Here is a 22,875-nt window from a genome sequence, read left to right as displayed (position 1 = left end):
GGTCGATGGTGGCGAATTGCACGGTGGCGTCCGAGTCGACCGGGCGGTCCAGCAGGCGTGCCCAGAATTCCGCGAGGGCGGCGGCTCCGTGCAGTCGACTACAGTCGAAATCCCTTCTCCCGCAGCCGCCGGATCAGCTGCACCGGCGTGACCTGCGCTGTCGCGTACCGCCGGTAGCCCGAACTCGCCGCGATGTCGACCGGCGCGAGCAACTCGATCTCGTGGTAGTACCGCAACGTCTGCACGCTGCGGTGACCGAGCCTGGAGAACTCCCAGATCGGGACGGTCGCTGTCCTGGACTTACCCAATACCCTCCCGTGCCGGGAGGGTCGTGAGCCGGGGCTGCTAGGCGAGCGCGAAAGTCAACAGCAGGGTGGTCTGGAACGCCCCACGCCACCACGAGTATCCGAACCAGACTCCGGGAGTGACCTCACGGATTTCGTCGTAGACCGGCGGCGTCGGCGAGGGGGTGTAGTCGAGCACCCAGGTCGGTTGGCCGTCGGTCAGGGCGGGTGCGGCGTAGACATCGGCGGGCCAACTCTCGATGCCCGCACGGGTAAGTCGGTTCAGCAGGTACCCGCCTTCCGGGCCGGTATAGAACGTCTTGCCGATCCATAGCGCGGGCGCGATCGTCTGCATGACCGGCGGGCGGGTCACCCAGCCGTCGGTCGGGCCCATGGGAACCGCGCCGAGAGGCGCGTCGTGGAAAATCGCGTCCTGCTGCTCGGCCGAGCAACGGAACCGCAGCGAATCGATGGTCGCAGCTTTGTCGTCCGAATAGAGCACGCAGCCGTCGCCATAGTCTCTGGTGGTCTCGGTGACACCCGAGTCGGCGGCGGCGGTGGGGCTGGTGACGCCCAGGAAAACACTGGGCAGGCCCAGTGTGAGCACCAGGGTGTTCAGCAAACGCATTCGGTAAGCACTCATCGCGGTCTCCGAATCTGCCGCGTCAATCGTCGATACACCCGCTGATGTTAAGGCGATCTTGGTCTGTTATGACCGGATCTATCCAACCTGTAACCCGATACCCGATCTGTAACCCCGATACTCGACCGGTGACACGCGATCTGTTACCTGATGTTCGACCGGTAACGCGAGCGGCAATGAGGGGAGTCGCCGCTGGGCCGGTCCTTCGGCTCACGGCTAGAGAATCGAGGCTGCTCCGGGTGCCGGAACCTGCAGGACTAGGCTGGCCGGTAGCCCTTCCGCAGAGAGGAACCTTCCGTGCAGCCCGGTGGTCAGTTCGACATGCAACAGTTACTTGCCCAGGCGCAGCAGATGCAGCAGGCGGTGCTGGAAGCCCAGGCCGAGATCGCGGCGGCCGAGGTGAACGGCTCGGCGGGCGGCGGCCTGGTCGAGGTCACCATCAAGGCGACCGGTGAGGTCGTATCGCTGGCCATCGACCCGAAAGCCGTCGATCCCGAGGACGTGGACACCCTGCAGGATCTTGTGATCGGCGCGATCAACGACGCGATGGCGAAGGCGCAGAAACTCGCCTCCGAACGGCTCGGGCCACTGTCGGGCGGCCTCGGCGGCGGTTCGCTGCCCGGTCTCTGAGCGGACGCGACAGTTGTACGAGGGTCCGGTTCAGGATCTGATCGATGAATTGGGCAAGCTGCCCGGCGTCGGTCCGAAAAGCGCGCAGCGCATCGCTTTCCATCTCCTCCAGGTGGAGCCGCCGGAGATCGATCGATTGCAGGTCGCACTACAGAAGGTGCGCGACGGTGTGCGGTTCTGTGTGGTGTGCGGCACGGTCTCCGACGGCGAGCTGTGTCGCATCTGCGCCGATCCGCGTCGCGACCGCACCATGATCTGCGTGGTCGAGGAGCCGAAGGACGTCCAGGCGATCGAGCGCACCCGGGAGTTCCGTGGTCGCTACCACGTGCTCGGCGGCGCACTCGATCCGCTCAGCGGCGTCGGGCCCGATCAGCTGCGTATCCGGGAATTGTTGGCGCGCATCGGAAATCAGGAGGACGGCGTCGACGTCACCGAGGTGATCATCGCGACCGACCCGAACACCGAGGGTGAGGCGACCGCCACCTACCTGGTGCGGATGCTGCGCGATTTCCCCGGCCTGAGCGTGACCAGGCTGGCCTCGGGCTTGCCGATGGGCGGTGATCTGGAGTTCGCCGACGAACTGACGCTCGGCCGCGCCCTGTCCGGGCGCCGGGCGCTGTAAGCCCGCCCAGCGGGGCCGTTACAGCGTGCGCGAGTACAGAATGTTTGCGTCCACAAGAACTTTCGTCCGCCCGCCGACCATATCGGGCATGGTACGGGCGGGCGGGCTGGCAGCGGATCAGAGGTCGACCCGAGACCATGGAAGCAATTGCAGGCGGGTGCGGTCGTCGGTGGCCCAATCCCAGATGAGGGTGGCGACGGTGGCGGCGTCGGGGACGATGGTACCGAAGTGCTTTTCGGGCGAACCGTCGCGGTACTCGAGGGTGTAGGCGCCGGACTGCTCCCGATAGGTCTGAATGTAGAACTGCTCGCCGCGTTCGACGACGAGGTACGGGTTCGGTGGGTTCAATTCGGAAACCCACTGGTCGGCAAGCGCTTTGGTCAGATAGGGGAACTCGCCCGCGCCGCCGTGGGTGACGAGGGCGGGCACGTGGCCGGCCGGATCCATCAGCCAGGCGAGCTGCGGGTCGTAGACGGCGTAGGTCAGCGGTGTCGCGAGATCGAACAGCAGGTCGCGGACGAAGCCGATCGCGTCGTAGGGGCAGGACACGTGCAGCGTGGTACCGGTGGCGGCGTCGCCGACCGGGGCGGTGCCGAGAAAGCCGTCCGCCGCGGGCAGCTCGGCATTGCGTCTGTTCAGCTCGGCCGCGATCTGGGCAACCATCCCTGACTCGGGGACGCCCTGCTGGATGCTCAGGTAGGCGTCGACCTCGGCGATCGACGAGGCAACACCGGACGGCAGCAACACGTGGTCATAACTCACCCGGCCAGGGTACGGAACTGCGCTCAGGCACGTCGGCGGCCCACGTCGGATCCGGTGCACCGACAGCCGCCCGCAAGGTCCCCGCAATCGACGACGAACGCGTGCCTGGCTTTGTCGCGATCGCTGCACTCCTGGTCGGTGCATTCGGTGATTCGGCCCGCGTGCACGATCAGGGTTCCGTGGCAGTGGTCGAGAGCGGACTCGCAGGATGAACAACCTGGCATAGCCATGTGACCTCCTGATGAGATCGGTTCGTCCTTCGGTGATACCACCGTTCCGGTGCGGGCAGTGGGACCTGCGTTCCGTGTGTCGCCACCGCGGCGAGATGATCTTGCGGGGTCGGAAACGCCGATCCGGGACCGCCGCCGGTTCGCGCAGGTGTGGTGAACTTGCCGCATGGGTATCAAGGTGTCGCTCGAACACCGGACCACCTACACCTTCGGCCGGCCGGTGGAGGTGCATCCGCACGTGGTGCGACTGCGCCCCGCGCCGCACTCGCGGACAAAGATCGAGGCCTACTCGATGCGGGTGACTCCGGGCGAACACTTCGTCAACTGGCAGCAGGACGCATTCGGCAACTTCCTCGCGCGACTGGTCTTTCCCGACCCGGCCACGGAACTGTCGATCACCGTCGGGTTGATCGCGGACCTGGAGGTCGTCGACCCGTTCGATTTCTTCGTCGAGGACTACGCCGAGCATTTCCCATTCCGCTACAGCCGGGAGTTGGCGGCCGACCTGGAGCCGTATCTGCGTCCGATCGATGAGAAGCCACCGGGGTCGGACGCGAATGATCTGGTCCAGCGGTGGGTACGGGCGCACGCGCCGTCCGGATCGCCGCGCACGATCGATTTCTTGGTGACGCTCAACCGGGCACTGCGCCAGGACGTCGATTACACCGTTCGGCTGGAGCCGGGGGTGCAGTCACCGGGTCACACGCTGCGCGCCGCGCTCGGCTCCTGCCGCGATTCGGCGTGGCTGCTGGTGTCCATCTTGCGTGAGCTGGGACTTGCCGCGCGGTTCGTGTCCGGCTACCTGGTGCAGTTGGCGCAGGATGTTCCGGCGCTGGACGGGCCCTCCGGCCCGTCCGCCGACTTCACCGACCTGCATGCCTGGGCCGAGGTCTACATCCCCGGCGCGGGCTGGATCGGACTCGATCCCACGTCCGGACTGTTCGCGGGCGAAGGACACATCCCGCTGGCGGCGACGCCGCACCCGTCGTCGTCGGCGCCGATCACCGGTGCGACCGGTCGTACCGATGCCACCATGGATTTCGCGAACACGGTCCGGCGCGTGCAGGAAGATCCGCGAGTCACTTTGCCCTACACCACCTCCCAATGGGAACGGATCATGGCGGCGGGCGCGGCGCTCGATGCCGCGACGGCCGCGGCCGACGTGGGCCTGACCATCGGTGGTGAACCGACGTTCGTCGCTGTCGATGACCAGACGAGTCCGCAGTGGACCACCGACGCCGACGGCCCACACAAGCGCGAACGCGCTGTCGACCTCGCGCACCGATTGCGGACGATCTACGCTCCAAGCGGTGTCGTGCAGTATCGGCAGGGCAAGTGGTATCCCGAAGAACCCCTGCCGCGCTGGGAGATCGCGGTGGCGTGGCGGGCGGACGGCGAACCCCTCTGGCATCGCCAGGATCTGCTGACCGACCCGTGGTCACCGCCGGACGAACGGGCCGACGAGAAACGTCGCGGGCAGCGCAAGCCCATGCCCGCCCATCCCGATTCGGCGCGTGCCTTGGTCGCCCATATCGCGGTCGGGCTCGGCCTGCCGGAAACCCAGGTGCGTCCGGCCTTCGAGGACCCGCTGGTCCGGCTCGCCGCGAAAGTCCGCGCACCGGAGGGAGATCCGATCGCCGCTGGCGAAGATATCGGCCCGGACGACGATTCGATACAGACCAGAATGGCGCTGCTCGCGCGGCTGGACGAGAGCGTCACCGAACCCGCGGCGTATGTGTTGCCGTTGACCCGCAGGGATGACGGCATCGGCTGGGCCAGCCCCGAATGGCGGCTGCGCCGCGGCCGCACCACGGCCGCCGATGCCGGGCGAATCGTGTTGACCGAAGGGGATTCCCCGGCGGGCCTCCGCCTGCCGCTGGAGTCCATCTCCTGGCGTGAACCGTCGGTGCGCCCGGACGTCGACCCGTTCCTGGCGAGCGGCGCGCTGTCGCTATCCCGGCCCGAACCCCAGGCCGTGGTCGAGCCCGCCGATGACGCGTTGCCGACCGCGCTGGTCGCCGAGGTGCGTGGCGGCAAGTTGCACGTATTTTTGCCTCCCGTCGCGCAGCTGGACGATTTCGTCGACCTGGTGACGCGGGTCGAGGCGGCGGCCTCGGCACTCGGCCGCCACGGGCAGCCCGTCGTGCTGGAGGGGTACGCACCGCCCGGCGACGCACGGTTGACGGCACTGTCGGTCACTCCCGACCCCGGGGTGATCGAGGTGAACATCCAGCCCACGGTGTCGTTCGCCGAGCAAGCCGAACTGCTGTCCACGCTCTACGAGCAGGCCAGGCTGGCCCGGTTGAGCACCGAATCCTTCGAGGTGGACGGGACGCACGGCGGGACAGGCGGTGGCAATCACATCACGCTCGGCGGAGTGACCCCCGCGCGGTCGCCGCTGCTGCGCCGGCCGGACCTCTTGGTGTCGATGCTCACCTATTGGCAGCGGCATCCGGCCCTGTCGTATCTGTTCGCGGGTCGGTTCGTCGGTCCGACCTCGCAGGCGCCGCGGGCGGATGAGGGGCGGGAATCGGCGCTGGACGAGTTGGAGATCGCCTTCGCCGAAATTGCCAGGTTGAGCGCACAGTCGAACGGCCGCGCCACCGATCCGTCACACGCCGCGCAGCCGGTGCGTCCGTCGGCGTCCAGGGATGACCCCCCCTCGGACGTACTCGCCGCGCCCTGGCACGTCGATCGTGCGCTGCGCCACCTGCTGACGGATCTGACCGGCAATACGCATCGCGCCGAGTTCTGTATCGACAAGTTGTACAGCCCCGATTCGGCGCGTGGCAGGTTGGGCTTGGTGGAGCTGCGCGGCTTCGAGATGCCGCCGCACGTCCAGATGGCCATGGTGCAGTCGTTGCTGGTGCGTGGACTCGTCGCCCGGTTCTGGGCCGAGCCGTACCGCGCGCCGCTGATCCGACACGGCGCGAACCTGCACGGCCGGTATCTGCTGCCGCATTTCCTGATGTCCGACATCGCCGAGGTAGCCACCGACCTGCGCGCGCACGGTGTCGATTTCGACACCAGTTGGCTGGATCCGTTCACCGAGTTCCGTTTTCCCCGGATCGGTACGGTGCTACTCGGCGACGTCGAACTGGAACTTCGCGGCGCGATCGAGCCGTGGCGCACGCTCGGCGAGCAGACAGTCGCCACCGGAACGGCACGCTATGTCGACTCATCGGTGGAACGATTGCAAGTACGCGTGGTGGGCGCCGACCGTGGCCGCCATGTGGTCACCTGCAACGGCATGCCGGTGCCACTACTCGCCACCGACAAGGCCGACGTACAGGTGGCGGGGGTCCGCTATCGCGCATGGCAGCCGCCGAACGCCCTGCACCCGTCGATCACGGTGGACGCGCCACTGGTCTTCGACCTGATCGACGCGCAGACGGGCCTGTCCCATGGCGGCTGCACCTATCACGTCGCGCACCCGGGCGGCCGCGCTTATGACGTGCCCCCGGTGAACGCGGCAGAAGCGCAATCACGCCGCAACCGCCGCTTCGAGGCGGCGGGACACACCACCGAACGTCTGGACCTGGCGGATCTACGTGCGAAAATGGCAGCGCAGTCGCTCGACATCGGTGCACCGGGCATCCTCGATCTGCGTCGGGCGCGGACCGTCTGGGGAGTCCACGGCGACTATTAGGCACACCTCTGGCAGCGGAAGTGAGGTCGGCGCGATGACGATGCGCGAGCAGACGCCGCTCGAGACGGAAACCGGCCAGAGTGTGCAAGCGGAGTTGGCGCGCTACCGCGCGCACGGTCTCGACACCGCCGCATACGACGAGTGCGGTCGGCCCACCGACGGCTACTACGACGAACTGATCGATTCCGGCGGCAAGGTGCGCACCAAGTGGGCGGAGCTGTCCGCCGATTTCGTTGAGCTCGGCAGTGTCGGCCTGGGCAGGCTGGACAGCAGAGTGCGCAGGCTGATCGACGACGACGGCATCAGCTACACCGAGGTAGGCGCAACGACGGATACCGCGACGCCGATGCCGTGGCGGCTGGATCCGATCCCGATGCTGGTCGCCGCGGACGACTGGGCCCGAATGGAAGCCGGGTTGGTGCAACGCTCCCGAGTGCTCGACGAGGTGCTCACCGATATCTACGGCCCGCGCAGGACACTCACCTCGGGGCTGCTTCCCCCGGAAGTGGTGTTCGGCAACCGTGGGTACTTGCGGGCCGCGCACGGCATCACGGTGCCGGGGCGACGTCAGCTGTTCCTGCACGCGTGTGATGTCAGCCGCTGGAGCGACGGTCAGTACCGCGCGATCGCCGATTGGGCGCAGGCGCCGTCGGGCGCCGGATACGCGCTGGCTGATCGCCGGGTGGTGTCGACGGCGATCCCGGAGGCGTTCGAACATTCCAATCCGCGCCCGCTGACTCCCTTCGCCAGGGCGCTGCGGTTGACGCTGATCGAATCGGCGCAGTCCGACGATGACGATCCGGTAGTCGTGGTGCTCAGCCCCGGCGTACATTCCGAAACGGCTTTCGACCAGGCCTATCTCGCATCGACGCTGGGCTTTCCGCTGGTGGAGAGTGCGGATCTGGTAGTGCGCGACGGCTCGCTGTGGATGCGTTCGCTGGGCACGTTGAAGCGGGTCGACGTGGTGCTGCGCCGCGTGGACGCCGAGTTCTCCGATCCACTCGACCTTCGGCCGGATTCGCGGCTCGGCGTGGTAGGGCTGGTCGAGGTGCTGCGGCGTGGCGCGGTGACCGTGGTGAACACGCTCGGCAGCGGGCTGCTGGAGAATCCGGCATTGGCCGGGTTTCTTCCCGGAGTCTCGCGCGCGCTGCTCGGCGAGGACCTGCTGCTGGAGAGCGCGCCGTCGTACTGGGCTGGCGACGACAGCGCGCGCGACTACCTGGTCGCACACCTGGACGAGTTGATCATTCGTTCGGCGGTGGACGGCGCCACGTTGTTCGGTCCAAGCCTGAGCCGGGATCAGCGCGAGGAGCTGAAGGCCAGGATCGACGCGTGCGGGTGGCAGTGGGTCGGCCAGGAGCCGGCGCAGTTCTCCGTTTCGCCTGCCGTCCAGGGGTACGGCGAACTCGCCGCGGCGCCGGTCGGAATGCGACTGTTCTCGCTGGCCCTGCGCGGCGGCTACACCGCGATGTCCGGTGGGCTCGGCCAGTCGCGTCAACGCGCCGCTCCCGATCGCGCGGTCCTGAAGGTGGCGGCCAAGGACGTCTGGGTCCGCTCCGCGCCGATGCCCGCTGCCGCGATCAGCACCGAGCCGCCGCGCGAGGCTCGGGAACGGCGCACCGCGCCGACCGTGGAAGCGGTCAGTTCGCCGCGTGTTCTCAACGACTTGTTCTGGATGGGCCGCTACAGCGAACGCGCTGAAGTCGCCGCCCGCCTTTTGATCGCCACCCACAGCCGCTATCAGGACTTCCGCTACCGTCGCCGGCTGGAAGGCGCCGACGCGCTGCCGGTTCTCCTGGCCGCTGTCGCCCGAGTCACCGCTACTGTCGGACCGGCCGAGGTGCCGGGTCCGCAGTCGATGTCTGCATCGACAACCCAGGCGGTGCAGCAGAATTCAGCTGATTCCGGGTCGGAGCCGGCGAATGTTCGCGCGGAGGTCTCCGGCCCCGGTGCGAGTGCCGCCGGGGTCGAAGCTGTGGCCGGCGCGACGGCGGGGCAACCGATTGCGGCCGGGGTAGCGGCGATCGCCGGAGGGCGACAAGGAGAGGGGGGACCGACTGATCGCGAAGACGAGTCGTCGCAGGCCGAGTGGCCCGCCCTGGCCGCGTCGCGCGCGGACCGCGAGTACCTCGTAGCGCTGACGATCGATCGGGAGATGCCCGGATCACTGGCGTTCGCGATCGATCGGTACGGCAATGCGGCGCGGGCCGTGCGCGACCAGCTGTCGGCGGACACCTGGATGATCCTCAGCGCGGTCGACCGGGCGCTGGCCGAGTACCGCGGCACGGCGGGGGACCAGGAGGCCGAGTTGTCGGAGGTGCATTCGCTGACGTTGGCCGCCCTGCTGTCGCTGTCCGGGATCAGCTCCGAGTCGCTGGTGCGCGATACCGGGTGGTATGTCATGGACATCGGCAAGCGGATCGAGCGCGGGCTCGCCCTCACCGGGTTGCTGTCGGCCGCGCTGACCCGGACGTTTTCCGAGGAGACCGAGCATGTGGTTACCGAATGGGTGCTGCACAGCACCGAATCGTCGGTGAGTTATCGCCGGCGGCACTGGGATTCGGTGCGAATCTCGGCCGTCGCCGGACTGCTGCTGTTCGATACCGGCAACCCGCGGTCGTTGACCTACCAGCTGGACCGGCTGGACGCCGATTTCCAAGCGCTGCCCGGCACGTCGAGATCGTCGCGCCCGCAGCGACTGCTCGCGGACGCGCAACGGATGCTCCGTCGCGTCGACCCCGACGACCTCGACGTCACCGATGGGGACGGCAGGCGAGCCGAACTGGCCGAACTCTTGGCGGGCGTGCACTGGCGCTTGCGCAAGGTCTCGGAATCGTTCGAGGCCACGAAACTGTCACTGCCGGTGGATATTCAGCCGCTGTGGGGTTCCACCCGGGTTGTCGGATGATCGGCGGTAACGGATGCGCCCGGCGCTATCGGCTGGAGCATCGCACCACGTACTCATATACCGCCGGAGTCAGCAGCTCCTACGGGCGGGCGTATCTCACGCCGCGTGATTTTCCCGGTCAACGGCTGCTGGCGCATGGCATCCACATCGATCCGGTGCCGTCGGATCGGTCGGTCGGCTCGGATGTGTACGGCAATATCACCTCGTACTTCCACGTGACCGCCGAGCATCGGAGCCTCGTCATCACCGGCGAGTCGCTGGTCGAGGTCGACGCGCCCGATCGCGTCCCGAGCGGCCCTGCCGCCGAGCCGTGGGAGCAAGCTCGGCCGACCCGTGCGAACGGACCGCTCGCGGTCGAGTTCGCGCTCGATCTGTATCCGCCGGAGATCACCTCCGAGGTCGTCGCCTATGCGGCCGAATCCCTCACTGCCGGCCGACCGCTGCTCGACGCGGTCGCCGAGTTGAACTCCCGCATATCCGCCGATTTCACCTACGAGTCCGGTTCCACCACGGTGTCGACCGGGGTCGCGGACGTATTCGAGGCCCGCTCGGGCGTCTGTCAGGATTTCGCCCGGATCGGCGTCGCCTGCCTGCGGTCGCACGGCCTCGCCGCCAGGTACGTTTCCGGCTATCTCGCCACGGACCCGCCGCCGGGGAAGGAGCGCATGGTCGGAGTCGACGCTACGCACGCATGGTTGGCCGTGTGGGTGCCCGGCATCGACCAGTACGATCGCACCGGGCGCTGGATTGATATCGACCCCACCAACGACCAGTTCGGCGACGAGCGATACATCACCGTCGCATGGGGACGCGATTACGCCGATGTGCCTCCGCTGCGGGGCATCATCTACACCGATGCGAAGCAGAGCACGATCACCGTCTCGGTCGATGTCTCTCGGGTGGAGGTATAGCGTGCGCGATTTCGCCTGCCCCAACTGCGGCCAGCAGCTGGCATTCGAGAATTCGGTGTGCCTGTCCTGTGCGAGTTCGGTCGGATTCGGTCTCAGCGAGCAGACCATGCTGGTGATCGGCGATCCAGCAGGCGAGGCCACCGTCGACCGCGGCAGCGGACTCGTCGACCGCACCCGCTTCCGGCTCTGCGACAACCTTCATGTGGCGCAATGCAATTGGTTGGTCGACTCCACTGCCGCAACGGGATCGGATCAGGGCGTCGCGCTCGGGCCGGACGATGCCGGGGGGCCGTTACTGTGCGAATCCTGCCGACTGACCCGTACCCGCCCGAACAACCTGGACGCCGCGGGTCTCGCGGCCTTCGCCGAGGCCGAGGCCGCCAAGCGCCGGTTGATCGTCGAGCTGGTCGGGCTGGGACTGCCGATCGTCGACCGTGAGCGCGACCCGAACTTCGGCTTGGCCTTCGATCTGCTCTCCAGCGCCACCGCCGAGGTCGTCACCGGACACCAGAACGGCGTGATCACGCTGGACCTGGCCGAGGCCGACGACCCGCATCGAGAACAGCTGCGGGTGGCGATGGCCGAGCCGTATCGCACCCTGCTCGGCCACTTCCGCCACGAGATCGGGCATTACTACTACACCGTCCTGGTCACACCGGACCTCGGAGAGGACGGCGCGATGCGCCGCTTCCGTGAGCTGTTCGGCGATCCGGACACCGACTACCAGACAGCTCTGGACCGACACTATTCCGAGGGCGCTCCAGTCGGCTGGGCGCAGACGCACGTCTCTTCCTACGCCGCCATGCACCCATCCGAAGACTGGGCCGAGACGTTCGCCCACTACCTGCACATCCGCGACACCCTGGACACGGCCGCGGCTTTCGGGTTCGCCCCTGCGGGCGCCACGCTCGATCGCCCCCAGGTCGGGCGCGCGGGCTTCGACAAAATCATCGACCTGTGGTTGCCGCTCGCCTGGTCACTGAACATGATCAACCGCTCGATGGGGCACCCCGACCTCTACCCCTTCGTGCTTCCCGAGCCGGTTCTGGACAAGATGCGCCTGGTCCACGACCTCTGCGCCGCCGTGAACCCACAGTGATCCGCTCACGTGGACGCGGTCAGGCGTGCGCTGGGGAACTCAGGCGCGCAGGCGCTCGCGGCGCAGCTGGTCGACCTCGGCGAGCTCCAGCGGCGCCAGTTCGGTGAGGCCGAGCGCGCGCATCAGCAGCAGGTCGGCGAGTTCGGGGTTGCGGGCCAGCGCGGGACCGTGCATGTAGGTGCCGATCACCGAACCCTGCACCACGCCCTCGAGTCCGTCGCCTACGCCATTGCCGATGCCGCGGGTGACCCGCGCGAGGGCGCTCGCCTCGCCGCCGAGTTTTGTTCCACCACGGTGGTTTTCGAAACCGGTGAGCGACGCGGTCAGCCCGGGCACCAGCGGTGCGGTCGTCACTTCGCCGATGGCGCGCTTGTGCTGGGGCGAGGTGGTGACGTCGATCAGGCCGACGCCGTCCACGCGCTCGCCCGTGGAGGTCTCGTACCACTGACCGAGCACCTGGATGGCCGCGCAGATCGCCAGCACCGGAGCGCCTTTCGCGGCCGCCTGCTGCAACCCGGGGAAGCGCTGCAGATGCCGAGTCGCCAGACGTTGCGCGGAATCCTCCGCACCGCCGAGGGTGTAGATGTCCAGTGACTCCGGAACCGGTGCAGGCAGGGTGATTTCGACGATCTCCGCGTCGTAGCCGCGCATGCGCAGCCGCTGGCGCAGGACGAGCGCGTTCCCGCCGTCGCCGTAGGTACCCATCACGTCCGGGAGCACCAGACCGATGCGGATGGTCGACTCGCTCATGACTGCGCCTCTCCGTCGGTCGGTTCCAGCACGCGCGAGGGGTGCTGTGTCGATGATCGTTCGCTCATGCCGTCCGCTCCTCGAGGCCACGGTTGAGATCACGGAACGCGGTGTAATTCGCCAGCACCTCGACATGGCCGGCAGGGCAGGAGGCAATGGCGCGCAACGGATCCGGCACGGTGGTGTGTTCGACGCCCGCGTAGGTGAGCCGGACAGCGAGGTCGGTGGCCCGTTCGCCGGCGGCCACCACCTGAACGCCTTCGAAGTGCTCGAAACGCACGTCCCACAGCCAGGACAGATCCTCGCCATCGGGAACCTGCCCGTTCACCGCGATCACCAGGCCCGCCGAGGTCGGTTCGATCATCGACAGCGCCTCTTGCCAGCCCGCCGGGTTCTTCGCCAACAGCAGGCGAGCATCGTGCTCGCCGACCTGGACGGTGCGATAGCGCCCCGCGATCTCACGCACGGTGCCCGCGGCCGCGACGGCTTGCCCGGGTTCGGCGCCGAGTGCGACCGCCGCGGCCACCGCCTGCGCCGCGTTGCCGCGGTTGGCCCGGCCGGGCAAGGCGAGCTTCAGTGGGAAGCGCACACCCCGCGGGCCGACCAGGTCATCTCCGTCCAACCACCAATGCGGTTCGGGGCGTTCGAAATCCGTGCCGGTACTGCGCCAGTGCGGGCCCTCCCAGATAATCGGCTCACCGCTGCGTGGGCAGCTGGTCGCGTCCATCGCCCAGCCGCTGCCCGCCGCGACCCACACCACGTTGGGGTGGTCGTAGGCGATCGAGGTGACCAGTACGTCGTCGCAGTTCGCGATCACGACAGTGGCCGGGTGCTTCGCCAGGCCGGCGCGCAGCCTGCGTTCGATCATGTTGATCTCGCCGACCCGGTCGAGCTGGTCGCGGCTGAGGTTCAGCAGCACCACCGCCGAGGGGTTCAGCGCGTCGGTGACGTGCGGCAGATGCAGCTCGTCCACCTCGATGGCGGCCAACGGCGCGCGGCGGTGCGCGTTGAGCGCGGCGACGATGCCGGCGTCCATGTTGGCGCCGTCGGCTTGGGTCGCGACCTCGCCGACCGTGCTGAGCGCGGCGGTGGTCATCCTGGTGGTGGTGGACTTGCCGTTCGTGCCGGTCACCAGCACAGTGCGCCGCTGCCGCCCGAGTTGGTCCATGACCGTCGGATCGATCTTCAACGCGATCAGGCCGCCGATCATCGAGCCCTTGCCGCGACCCGCCTTCTGGGAGGCCCATGACGCCGCGGCCGCCGCCGCCAGCGCGAGCCGTCCGCGCACCGATATCTCTGCCACCTCGCGAGTCTATGTTCGACCCGCGATCCCGGTGCGTCGCGGCCCAGTGGTCGCGGCCACAGCGGGCCGGTCGCGGCAGCCCCCGCTCGTATTCTTCCGGCGCGTCGTAGTACCCCAGTTCCGCTGTGGTCTCGGTGACGTTTGTCTGTACCGCCCTGATCAGGCAGGCATGATTGGTCCGGATGTCCCGCGGCTACTCGGGTGTTCTGGCGCAATTCCTCGTTTCGAGCACCCCTCGCCGTCGAGGTGGCGACGAATTCTCGTCCCCTCCGCGCAGACCGATGACCCGCCTGCGGATCAGATCGGGACGTCGAAGAGGTTCGGCTGGCCGGCCGTGTAGCGCTCGGCGTCGATTCGGCGCAACGGTTCCAGTTCGGGCGCCCGATAGAGCGTGAACATCCGGCAGCGTTCCGCGTTCGACCCCGACACGTCCAGCAGCGCGTTCACCGCGGCGCGTGCGGATTCGTTGGCGCCCTCCATGGTCGCCAGATCGATGTTGGTGCGCACGTAATCGCCTGCCAGGAACAGGTTTTCCAGCGCGCCGTGCGGCTGCGGACGGTGCTCCCACGATCCGGCCGTGTTGATCAGCAGCGGGTCGGCGTTGGTGTTGCGTTGCTGGCCCTGCTGCCAGGTGATTCCCGGGTCGAGGAACCAGGAATGCAGATCGTCGTCACGCAGCACCTCGCCGCGATCGTCGAGGTGGGCCCGTACCTGGGCCCAGGCCTCGCGCGCGATCTCCTCGTGCGTGCACTCCTTGGCCGGCTTGCCGAACAGTACGCCTGGGGTGTTCCAGTCGGAGATGTCGACCGACAGACAGTCCTGCACGGTGCCGTCACCGAATTCGGTGAACTTGCGATTCCACAGCTGATTTTGCGCGATCGAGGTGAGCGACCACGGTGCGTCGATGTAGGCGGTATGGCCGCGGGAGATGTCGGTCGGTCTACGCAAGTAGAACTGGATGCCGTTCATCCAGTCGGTGAACAGCTGCTCCATCGCCGCCAATTCCGGCCGCACCGCCAGTATCTGCGGTGACCACAGCGCGCGGGCCTGTTCGGCGGGCAGCGCGACGACGAAGTAGTCGGCGTCGACAGCGCGCTCGGCGCCGGACTCGTCCACGACGCGGGCAGCGGTGATCCTGCGGTCGCGCACCTCCAACCCGCGTACTTCCGCGCCGAGCACGAATTGTCCGCCGAGAGCACGGATTCGCTGAATCCACGGGTCGATCCAGACGGCGTTGGTCGGTCCGTTCAGCACCCGGTCCAGGCCGCCGTCGTTGCCGATCTCGAACGGATTGCCGAGAAACTGCTCGCCCATGGTGCCGATAGTGCGGACGCTCGCGATCTCCTCCTTCGCGGCGACCATGATGCTGGTGAGCGTGCGGGAGAGCAACGCGCGGAACTCGTGCGAGCGCGCGTGGCCGCCGACGAACTCGCGCCAGGAGGTGTGCTCCCACTGCTGGTAGCGGCGCGCATCGCAGCTGGTGTTGAAGACCAGCAGGCGTTCGGCGAAATAGATCCCCTCGGTGGTGGGCATTTTCAGGGCGGTGGCGAATGCGGCGCCGAGTGTCTCCCGGAAGCTTTCGGGAGTGAACCCGGAGCGGGCGCGTAGACCGAGCGGAACGCGGAAGTCGTCGCCGCCGCTGCGGGCGAATCGTGCTTCAGGCACCGCGACGAGATTGTCCCAGACGCCATTCGGGTTGTCCTGGAACGGGATTCGGCGCATGGTATCCGGCACGTGCTGGTAGAAGCCGGGGAAGAAGCGAAAACCGTGCTCGCCGGTCAGATCCGGCCTTCCCTGCGACCCGGTACCCGGCACCGGAATACTGCGCGCTTTGCCACCCCATGCACGCCGTTCGTAGATCGTGACCTGGAATCCGCGTTCGACCAGTTCGTGTGCCGCGGTCAGTCCTGCGACACCGCCGCCGAGTACCGCGACCCGCCTGCCGTCCGGGCTCGCCGTGGCAGGCGTCGGTCGGAAGGTGCCTGTCGACAATGCCCCCGCTGTTGCCACCCCCGCTGCGACCGTGCCACGAAGCAGAGCCCTCCGCGAGACGGCCCATCGTTTTTCTGCCATGCGCTACTTTGCTGCCTAGCCTTGGGACCAACTTCCACGCCGGCCACTACTGTAAAGCGGCACGTGCCCTCGCGCGCACCGACCCGGGCAGTGATCCGTGGCAAGACATCGAATCAGTGCTCGGGCTGGCCCGGTCGGCTTACGCCGACCAGGGCGGCCGTCGCGGCAGGGGCAGCGACGGCCGCCCGGGCCGCGCGCGGCTTGCTCGCGGTGGCGGCGAAGGCGCCCGCGATGACGACGCCGCCGCCGACCAGTGATATCAACGTCGGCGTCTCGCGGAGGAAAGTCCAGGCGGCGGCGATCCCGACGACCGGAACGAGCAGGGAGAACGGCGCGACCATACCGGCGGGATAGCGGCCCATCAGGGCGGTCCACAGTCCGGTGCCGACGACGGTGGCCAGGACGGCGATATAGGCCAGCGCCGCCAAGGCGGGCAGGCCCGCGAGCGAGAACGAATCGGCCAGTGCGCGCGGACCGGTGATCGGCCCTTCCGCGAACGCTGACAGCGCGAAAAAGGGTAATGGCGGAATCGCGGTAGTCCATAGCATGAGGTGCAGTGGGTTGACGCCCGGCGATTCGGTACCGGCCAGACGTGCGCCGATATTGCCGAACGCCCAGCCGAGTCCGCCCGCCAACGTCAGGACCACTGGCAGCAGGGTGGCGTGTTCCAACCGGTCCCAGCCGATGACCGCCATGCCCGCGACCGCGACGACGAGCCCCGCGACCTGCACGGGCCGCATCCGCTCGCGCAGCAACAGCGTACCCAGCGCCACGGTGAACGGCGCCGAGGACTGCAGCACGAGCGAGGCGAGCCCGGTTGGCATCCCCACCCGCATCGCGGTGAACAGAAAAGCGAACTGCAGGATCCCGAAACCCGTGCCGTACAACAGGATCCAGCGCATCCGTACCGGAGGACGCGGAATGAACAGCAGTGCGGGTACGGCGAGCACCGCGAAACGCAGCCCCGCGAAGAAGAACGGCGGGAAGTGGTCGAGCCCCACGCGGATGGCGAGGAAATTGAGTCCCCAGAGCAGGACGACAGTGAGGCCGAGCAGGCGGTCGCGAGTGGTCACGCCTCCATCGTGGGGCCAGCAAATAATCAGAACAATCGAATAAATTTGCACCATCGATGTAACGTCGCTTAATGGTTTCGGCTCGTGAATTCGCTGCACCCGGCCCATCCATGGCGCTGGAGCGGCTGCGCGTGCTACGGGAATTCGCTGATCGCGGAACCGTCGCGGCTGTCGCCACCGCGTTGTCGATGACTCCTTCAGCGGTATCCCAGCAGCTCAAGGTCCTGGCCAAGGAGGCGGGCGTCGCTCTGCTCGAACCCGATGGCAGACGTATCCGGCTCACTGACGCGGGCCGGGCGTTGGTGGTACGCGCCGACGAGGTGCTCGCGGCGATGGATCGCGCGGTCGCCGAAATGGCGCATTATCGCGGTTCCCCGCGCGGCCGGGTGCGGGTCGCCGTGTTCCCCTCGGGTGGCGCGTTGCTGCTGCCGCATGTGCTGCCCGGGATGGTGGACAGCGGTGTCGACGTGGTCGCCCGGGACGAGGATGTGCGACCGGCCGAGGTGTCGCGGCTGCTGGCCGACTACGACGTGGTGCTGACCCATCGCGACGAACGCGCTACGCCGATCGCCGATCCACGCGTCGAAATCCGCATGCTCATGCGCGAACCGATCGATGTCGTCGCGGCGCCGACGCATCGGCTGGCGGGTCGCTCGGCCGTCGCCCCGGAAGAATTGGCCGACGAGACCTGGCTGGGTGTGCGCGGCGGCTTCCCGGTCGATGACGTGCTGCGCTCGATCGCGACAATCACCGGAGTGCAACCCCGAATCGCGCAGCGCCTCAATGACTTTCGTGTCATCGAGACCCTTGTTGCCGCTGGCTACGGCGTAGCGCTCATGCCGCGTTATGCGGTGGGTGATCCGAATCTCTCGGTGCTGCGCCTCTCCGGCGTCCGCGCCGCCCGCAGGTACGAACTGGCCACCCGCCCGCGCGCCGACAGCCGTCCGGCCATCGCCGCGGTGCTGGCTGCCTTCGAGTCCGCGGCAGCGATCGTGACAGCGGAGGCATAGCGGGCTGACCTGAAAGAATATGCCTCCGGATCACATCCCGGGCGGTCCAGGGTACTGATAGGGATTCCGCGTCTGCGTGCCGATATACCCGAAGTCGTCGGCGACCATCGCAGCCAACTCCAGCAGTGCCCGCCGGGTCGGCTTGCTCACCAGTTCGAGATCGATCTCCGCGCCCTCGGCGAGGTGGTCGTCGAACGGCACCACCTGCACCGCGCGGGTGCGGTCGAGGAACAGTTTGCGTAGCTGGTCGAGATCCACGGTGGACGCGCCGCGTCGCGAGGCGTTCACCACAACGACCGTGCGCTCGACCAACTTGCCGTACCCGTGGTGGTCGAGCCAGTCCAGCGTTGCCGAGGCGCTGCGCGCGCCGTCGATGGCCGGCGATGTGACCAGCACCAGCGAACTCGCCATATCCAGCACGCCTGCCATCGCCGAGTGCATCAGGCCGGTGCCGCAGTCGGTGAGGATGATGTTGTAGAACGACTGCAGGATGCTGATCGCCTTGCGGTAGTCCGCCTCGCTGAACGCCTCGGAGACGGCCGGATCCTGCTCGCTGGCAAGCACTTCCAGGCGGCTCGGCGCCTGTGAGGTATGCGCGCGCACGTCCGAGTACCTGGTGATGTGCTCGTCTTCGAGCAGGTTGCGCACGGTGGACCGAGTCTGCCGCGGCACCCGGTGGGCGAGCGTGCCGAGGTCGGGGTTGGCGTCGATCGCGATGACCCGGTCACCGCGTTCCGACGCGAAGGTGGAGCCGAGACCGACGGTGGTGGTGGTCTTGCCGACGCCGCCCTTCAACGAGAGGATCGCGATCCGGTAGTCGCCGCGAACCGGCTGGTTCACCCGATCCACGAGGTCGCGATAGACGATGTCGGCCGCCGACTCACCCGGATTGATCATGCCGCCGGATGCCTTGTGCATGGCGCGGCGCCATCCGCTGCGCGGCGCTCTGCGCGCCCGCTTCAGCAAATTCAGATCGTTCAAGGAATGCCCCGGCTGCCCGGGCGGCGGCACATGCTGGGGCTGGAACGGTTGTGCGGGTTGGTGCGGATTCGGACCGCCGTGTTCGCCTTGCCAACTCGGCCCCGGCGGCTGCCCGACCGGCGGCGGTGGCGGCTGATAGGCGAGCGGCGGTGGCGGCTGATGGGTCACCGGTGGTGGCGGCGGCGCCCAGCTGTAGATCGGACCGTTCGGCTGATCGAGCTGGGGCGCACCGGCTTCCGGATGCGGGCCATCCAGCGGAACCCGCCGGACCATACCGTCGGCGCCGATCTCTTGGCGGTACTCGTTGTAATGTGGGTTCGGTTCCGGCGGCGGGGGAGTGGGGTAGCCACCGTTGTGGCCGGGCGGCGGCTGGAAGCCATTGGCCGGATACTGCTCCGAGGGGATCTGCGCCGGCTGCGGGTACGAACCGGGACTCGGTTGGGCGTAGGGACTATACGGCTCGGGGCCTGGCGGCGGGTAACTCTGTGCGGGCCCGGCGGCCTGTGGGTACGCCTGGGTCTGGTCCATCGAACCGTGCGGCTCGAGTCCCTGGTCGGCGTCCGGTTGGTCGGGCGCATCCGCCACGTCGGTGTCCTTCGGTTCCACGCCGCCGATACGCTCGGTCGACGGGTCCACCATCGATGAATCCGCCTCGGTGACATCGGCCGTGTCCACCGAATGACTCTGCAGCCAGGGCGGAGAGGTCGGGTTGTCGTCGTTTGTTGTCACGGTTCCCCCATCTGCTCGGGAGTTCGAGCAGAGAGCTCGGCGCTTGAGTGCAACCAACGCTAGCACGGGGTTCACCACGTGGCCTTGCGGTGTACACGGCGGACGCGACGGGCGACACGTGACCGACAAGCGGTCTCCGACAGCAAAATCGAGAGCCGGGCGCGTGGCAGCAGACCTGCCGTGGCGCCCGGCTCTCGCCGCTGCGGGGTATCGGGATCAGTGTGCGCGGTTGACCGCGGACACCACTGCGCGCAGTGACGCGGTGGTGATCGAGGTCGCGATGCCGACGCCCCACGCTACTTTGTCGCCGATCGCGCATTCGACGTAAGCGGCGGCCTGAGCGTCGTCGCCCGCGGACATGGCGTGCTCGGAGTAGTCCAACACCTGGACATGGAAGCCGACGGTGGCGATCGCGTCGACGAATGCCGCGAGCGGTCCGTTGCCGTTGCCGGTGACCTCGTGCTCGACGCCGTCGACCTTGACCACCGCCACGATCGAGTCGACCCCGCCGTCGGTCTCCGACGCGGTGACCTTCTGTCGCATCCGCTCCAGCGGATGGATCGGGCTCAGATACTCCTGGTGGAAGACGTCCCACATCTCCTTAGGCGTGACCTCGCCGCCCTCACCGTCGGTGATCCGCTGGATCGCCTGGGAGAACTCGATCTGCAGCCGGCGCGGCAGGACCAGTCCGTGGTCGGTCTTCATGATGTAGGCGACTCCGCCCTTGCCGGACTGCGAGTTGACCCGGATGACGGCCTCGTAGGTGCGGCCTACGTCCTTCGGGTCGATCGGCAGGTAGGGCACTTCCCAGACGATGTCGTCGACGTCCGCTCCGGCGGCGTCGGCGGCGGTTTTCATCGCGTCCAAGCCCTTGTTGATCGCGTCCTGGTGGCTGCCGGAGAACGCGGTGTAGACCAGGTCGCCGCCGTACGGGTGGCGCTCGTGCACGGGCAGCTGGTTGCAGTACTCGACCGTGCGGCGGATCTCGTCGATGTCGGAGAAATTGATCTGCGGGTCCACGCCGCGGGAGAAGAGGTTCATGCCCAGGGTGACCAGGCAGACATTGCCGGTGCGCTCACCATTGCCGAACAGGCAGCCCTCGATACGGTCGGCGCCGGCCTGGTAGCCCAGCTCGGCCGCGGCCACCGCGGTGCCGCGGTCGTTGTGCGGGTGCAGCGACAGCACGATGGCGTCGCGGCGGGCCAGGTTGCGGCTCATCCACTCGATCGAGTCGGCGTAGACGTTCGGTGTCGCCATCTCGACGGTGGCGGGCAGGTTGATGATCAACGGTTTGTCCGGCGTCGGGGCGATGATCTCGGAGACCGCGTCGCAGACCTCCTTGGCGTACACCAGCTCGGTACCGGTATAGGACTCCGGGCTGTATTCGTAGCGCCAGTGGGTGTCGGGGTAACGCTTCTCGACCTCCAGGCACAGCGTGGCGGCGTCGGTGGCGATCTTCCTGACCGCCGCCCGATCGGCGCGGAACACCACTTTCCGCTGCAGGATCGAGGTGGAGTTGTAGAAGTGCACGATGACGTTGTGCGCGCCCGCGCACGCTTCGAAGGTGCGTTCGATCAGTTCCGCCCGGCACTGGGTCAGCACCTGGATGGTCACGTCATGAGGGATCGCGCCGTCCTCGATGATCTCGCGGACGAAATCGAAGTCGGTCTGGCTCGCCGAAGGGAAACCGACCTCGATCTCCTTGAAACCCATCCGCACCAGCAGATCGAACATGCGGCGCTTCCGGGCGGGGCTCATCGGATCGATCAGCGCCTGATTGCCGTCGCGCAGATCGACGGCGCACCAGCCGGGGGCTCGGTCGATGACCTTGTTCGGCCAGGTGCGGTCGGGCAGCGTGATCGGCTCGACCTCCTCGGCGAAGGGGCGATAGCGGAAGCTCGGCATCGAGGAGTTCTTCTGCTTGTTCCAACCGGGCTGGTCGGCGGGAGCGGGTTTGCTCGGCACGGTGATGGTGCGCGTGCCGGATACGAAAGCGTCAGCGGGGGACATGGGCGATTTCTCCGAGGGTGTGGTGTTTCCCAAAGGGTGGGGTCGACCGGCGCAGCAATACCCCGCGGCGGGAGCCGGTCTGATCAGACCCCGTCGCGGCGGCCGAGAAGGAGTGCCCGCTGCATGATGTCCGCGAGCGTACCGTGCCGCGATTTCGGCGGAACGGGCGGTCCCGTCGTCGGATCATCCGATGACCCAGCTACCGTTCGGTTTGATAGTGGAAGCGCTTGTACGGACCCGGGGTCCGGCAGGACGTCGGAGGATTGTGCAATGACCTGGCTGCAGCAACTGGCCATCTTCGGTGCCGGTATCGCGGCGGGCGGTATCAACACGATCGTCGGCTCGGGCACTTTGATCACCTTTCCCATCCTGCTCGCGTTCGGTGTGCCACCGGTTACCGCGAATGTCTCGAACACCATCGGTCTGGTTCCCGGCACACTCAGTGGCGTACACGGTTACCGCCGCGAACTCGCTGGTCAGCGCGACCGGCTGATCCGCATGGGCACGGCGTCGCTGCTGGGGGGTAGCACCGGGGCGGTACTGCTGCTCGTGCTGCCCGCGGGCGCGTTCAAGGCTATCGTGCCCGTCCTGATCACCGTGGCTTTGGTGCTGGTCGTGGTGCAGCCGCGGCTGGCGGGCTGGGTGAAGCGGCGGCGGGAGAACGACGGCACGGCTGCCCCGACGCACGGCGGCGCGATCCTGCTCGCCGCGATTTTCGCGACCGGTGTCTACGGCGGTTACTTCGGCGCCGCCCAGGGCGTGCTGCTGATCGGGCTGCTCGGCATCTTCGTGCACGAGGACATCCAGCGCCTCAACGGGGTGAAGAACACCCTGGCGCTGATCGTCAACGGCGTGTCCGCCTTGATCTTCATCGTGGTCGCGGACGTGGACTGGCGCGTGGTGGTGTTGATCGCACTCGGTTCGATCATCGGGGGCCAGTTCGGGGCGCGAATGGGCAGGCGGATGCCGCCGACCGTGTTGCGCGCGGTCATCGTCGTGGTCGGTGTCATCGCGGTGGTCCGGCTGTTGACGTCCTAGTGGGTGATGCCTTGGCAGGTGGTGGACAGGCCGAGCGCGCCGCGTGACCTGCCCCGCGCCGAGTGGTCGGGCCGACCTCCGCCGGTCCGGGTGCGCATTCGGTGCAGCGGCACGTGTTCGAACCGGAGAAGGGTCCGGCGCCGTGCCCGGTATCCGCATCAATGGCGCGA

At 67.7% G+C, this 22,875-nt stretch carries 17 protein-coding genes; 8 read left to right on the top strand and 9 right to left on the bottom strand.

Features of this window, described 5'->3' with window-relative positions; genetic code table 11:
- Positions 1-98: 98 nt before the first annotated feature.
- Both AB0B25_RS21090 and AB0B25_RS21085 read right to left on the bottom strand, forming a co-directional pair.
- Complete coding sequence (locus AB0B25_RS21090) at positions 99-308, bottom strand: MerR family transcriptional regulator (RefSeq protein WP_357182005.1); 210 nt, start codon at positions 306-308, stop codon at positions 99-101.
- 37 nt (positions 309-345) lie between these two features.
- Positions 346-927: a hypothetical protein gene (locus AB0B25_RS21085; RefSeq protein ID WP_357182003.1), complete on the bottom strand. Its 582-nt coding sequence runs from the start codon at positions 925-927 to the stop codon at positions 346-348.
- 297 nt (positions 928-1,224) lie between these two features.
- Here AB0B25_RS21085 and AB0B25_RS21080 point away from each other — a divergent pair, with 297 nt between their 5' ends.
- Together AB0B25_RS21080 and recR are read left to right on the top strand one after the other, a co-directional pair.
- On the top strand, positions 1,225-1,557 hold the full coding sequence (locus tag AB0B25_RS21080) for a YbaB/EbfC family nucleoid-associated protein (protein ID WP_357182000.1): 333 nt from the start codon (positions 1,225-1,227) through the stop codon (positions 1,555-1,557).
- A 13-nt stretch (positions 1,558-1,570) separates the two neighbouring features.
- Positions 1,571-2,179, top strand: coding sequence for a recombination mediator RecR (gene recR, locus AB0B25_RS21075; protein WP_357181997.1), 609 nt, complete (start codon positions 1,571-1,573; stop codon positions 2,177-2,179).
- A 117-nt stretch (positions 2,180-2,296) separates the two neighbouring features.
- Here the strand turns inward: recR and AB0B25_RS21070 are convergent, their stop codons facing one another.
- Positions 2,297-2,941: a hypothetical protein gene (locus tag AB0B25_RS21070; RefSeq protein WP_357181994.1), complete on the bottom strand. Its 645-nt coding sequence runs from the start codon at positions 2,939-2,941 to the stop codon at positions 2,297-2,299.
- Positions 2,942-3,337: 396 nt separating this feature from the next.
- Between AB0B25_RS21070 and AB0B25_RS21065 the strand changes: the two genes are divergently transcribed.
- Genes AB0B25_RS21065 through AB0B25_RS21050 form a run of 4 tightly spaced genes read left to right on the top strand, consistent with a single transcriptional unit; the run spans position 3,338 to position 11,738 of the window.
- Positions 3,338-6,820, top strand: a complete 3,483-nt coding sequence (locus AB0B25_RS21065; RefSeq protein WP_357181991.1) for a transglutaminase family protein — start codon at positions 3,338-3,340, stop codon at positions 6,818-6,820.
- A gap of 34 nt (positions 6,821-6,854) precedes the next feature.
- Positions 6,855-9,728 carry a circularly permuted type 2 ATP-grasp protein gene (locus AB0B25_RS21060; protein ID WP_357181988.1) on the top strand — a complete coding sequence of 958 codons (2,874 nt, stop codon included), beginning with the start codon at positions 6,855-6,857 and terminating at the stop codon, positions 9,726-9,728.
- On the top strand, positions 9,725-10,639 hold the full coding sequence (locus AB0B25_RS21055; protein ID WP_357181986.1) for a transglutaminase family protein: 915 nt from the start codon (positions 9,725-9,727) through the stop codon (positions 10,637-10,639). The genes AB0B25_RS21060 and AB0B25_RS21055 overlap by 4 nt, the downstream gene beginning before the upstream one ends.
- A gap of 1 nt (position 10,640) precedes the next feature.
- Positions 10,641-11,738: a putative zinc-binding metallopeptidase gene (locus tag AB0B25_RS21050; protein WP_357181983.1), complete on the top strand. Its 1,098-nt coding sequence runs from the start codon at positions 10,641-10,643 to the stop codon at positions 11,736-11,738.
- A gap of 39 nt (positions 11,739-11,777) precedes the next feature.
- Here AB0B25_RS21050 and AB0B25_RS21045 read toward each other — a convergent pair whose 3' ends face one another.
- The 4 genes from AB0B25_RS21045 to AB0B25_RS21030 all read right to left on the bottom strand — a co-directional run bounded on the left by AB0B25_RS21045 (position 11,778) and on the right by AB0B25_RS21030 (position 16,937).
- The gene (locus AB0B25_RS21045; RefSeq protein WP_357181980.1) at positions 11,778-12,488 is read right to left on the bottom strand and encodes a glutamine amidotransferase; all 711 of its coding nucleotides are present in this window, start codon (positions 12,486-12,488) and stop codon (positions 11,778-11,780) included.
- Between the two features lie 64 nt (positions 12,489-12,552).
- The gene (locus AB0B25_RS21040) at positions 12,553-13,791 is read right to left on the bottom strand and encodes a Mur ligase family protein (protein WP_357181977.1); all 1,239 of its coding nucleotides are present in this window, start codon (positions 13,789-13,791) and stop codon (positions 12,553-12,555) included.
- A 297-nt stretch (positions 13,792-14,088) separates the two neighbouring features.
- Entirely contained in the window at positions 14,089-15,864 is a 1,776-nt protein-coding gene (locus tag AB0B25_RS21035; protein WP_357181974.1) for an FAD-dependent oxidoreductase, read from the bottom strand.
- A gap of 113 nt (positions 15,865-15,977) precedes the next feature.
- Positions 15,978-16,937: an EamA family transporter gene (locus AB0B25_RS21030; protein ID WP_357181971.1), complete on the bottom strand. Its 960-nt coding sequence runs from the start codon at positions 16,935-16,937 to the stop codon at positions 15,978-15,980.
- A gap of 110 nt (positions 16,938-17,047) precedes the next feature.
- On the opposite strand from AB0B25_RS21030, the gene AB0B25_RS21025 reads away from it, so the two are divergent.
- Positions 17,048-17,947 carry a LysR family transcriptional regulator gene (locus AB0B25_RS21025; protein ID WP_357182081.1) on the top strand — a complete coding sequence of 300 codons (900 nt, stop codon included), beginning with the start codon at positions 17,048-17,050 and terminating at the stop codon, positions 17,945-17,947.
- A 30-nt stretch (positions 17,948-17,977) separates the two neighbouring features.
- Here AB0B25_RS21025 and AB0B25_RS21020 read toward each other — a convergent pair whose 3' ends face one another.
- On the bottom strand, positions 17,978-19,567 hold the full coding sequence (locus AB0B25_RS21020; protein ID WP_357182077.1) for a MinD/ParA family protein: 1,590 nt from the start codon (positions 19,565-19,567) through the stop codon (positions 17,978-17,980).
- Positions 19,568-19,873: 306 nt separating this feature from the next.
- The gene (leuA, locus tag AB0B25_RS21015) at positions 19,874-21,667 is read right to left on the bottom strand and encodes a 2-isopropylmalate synthase (protein ID WP_357181968.1); all 1,794 of its coding nucleotides are present in this window, start codon (positions 21,665-21,667) and stop codon (positions 19,874-19,876) included.
- A gap of 270 nt (positions 21,668-21,937) precedes the next feature.
- On the opposite strand from leuA, the gene AB0B25_RS21010 reads away from it, so the two are divergent.
- Entirely contained in the window at positions 21,938-22,705 is a 768-nt protein-coding gene (locus AB0B25_RS21010) for a sulfite exporter TauE/SafE family protein (RefSeq protein WP_357181965.1), read from the top strand.
- The last annotated feature ends 170 nt before the right edge of the window (positions 22,706-22,875 follow it).

Source organism: Nocardia sp. NPDC049190 (assembly GCF_040648115.1).
Classification (GTDB): Bacteria; Actinomycetota; Actinomycetes; order Mycobacteriales; family Mycobacteriaceae; genus Nocardia.
The sequence above is the reverse complement of the archived record's forward strand: the minus strand, read 5'-3'. Positions and strand labels throughout refer to the sequence as shown.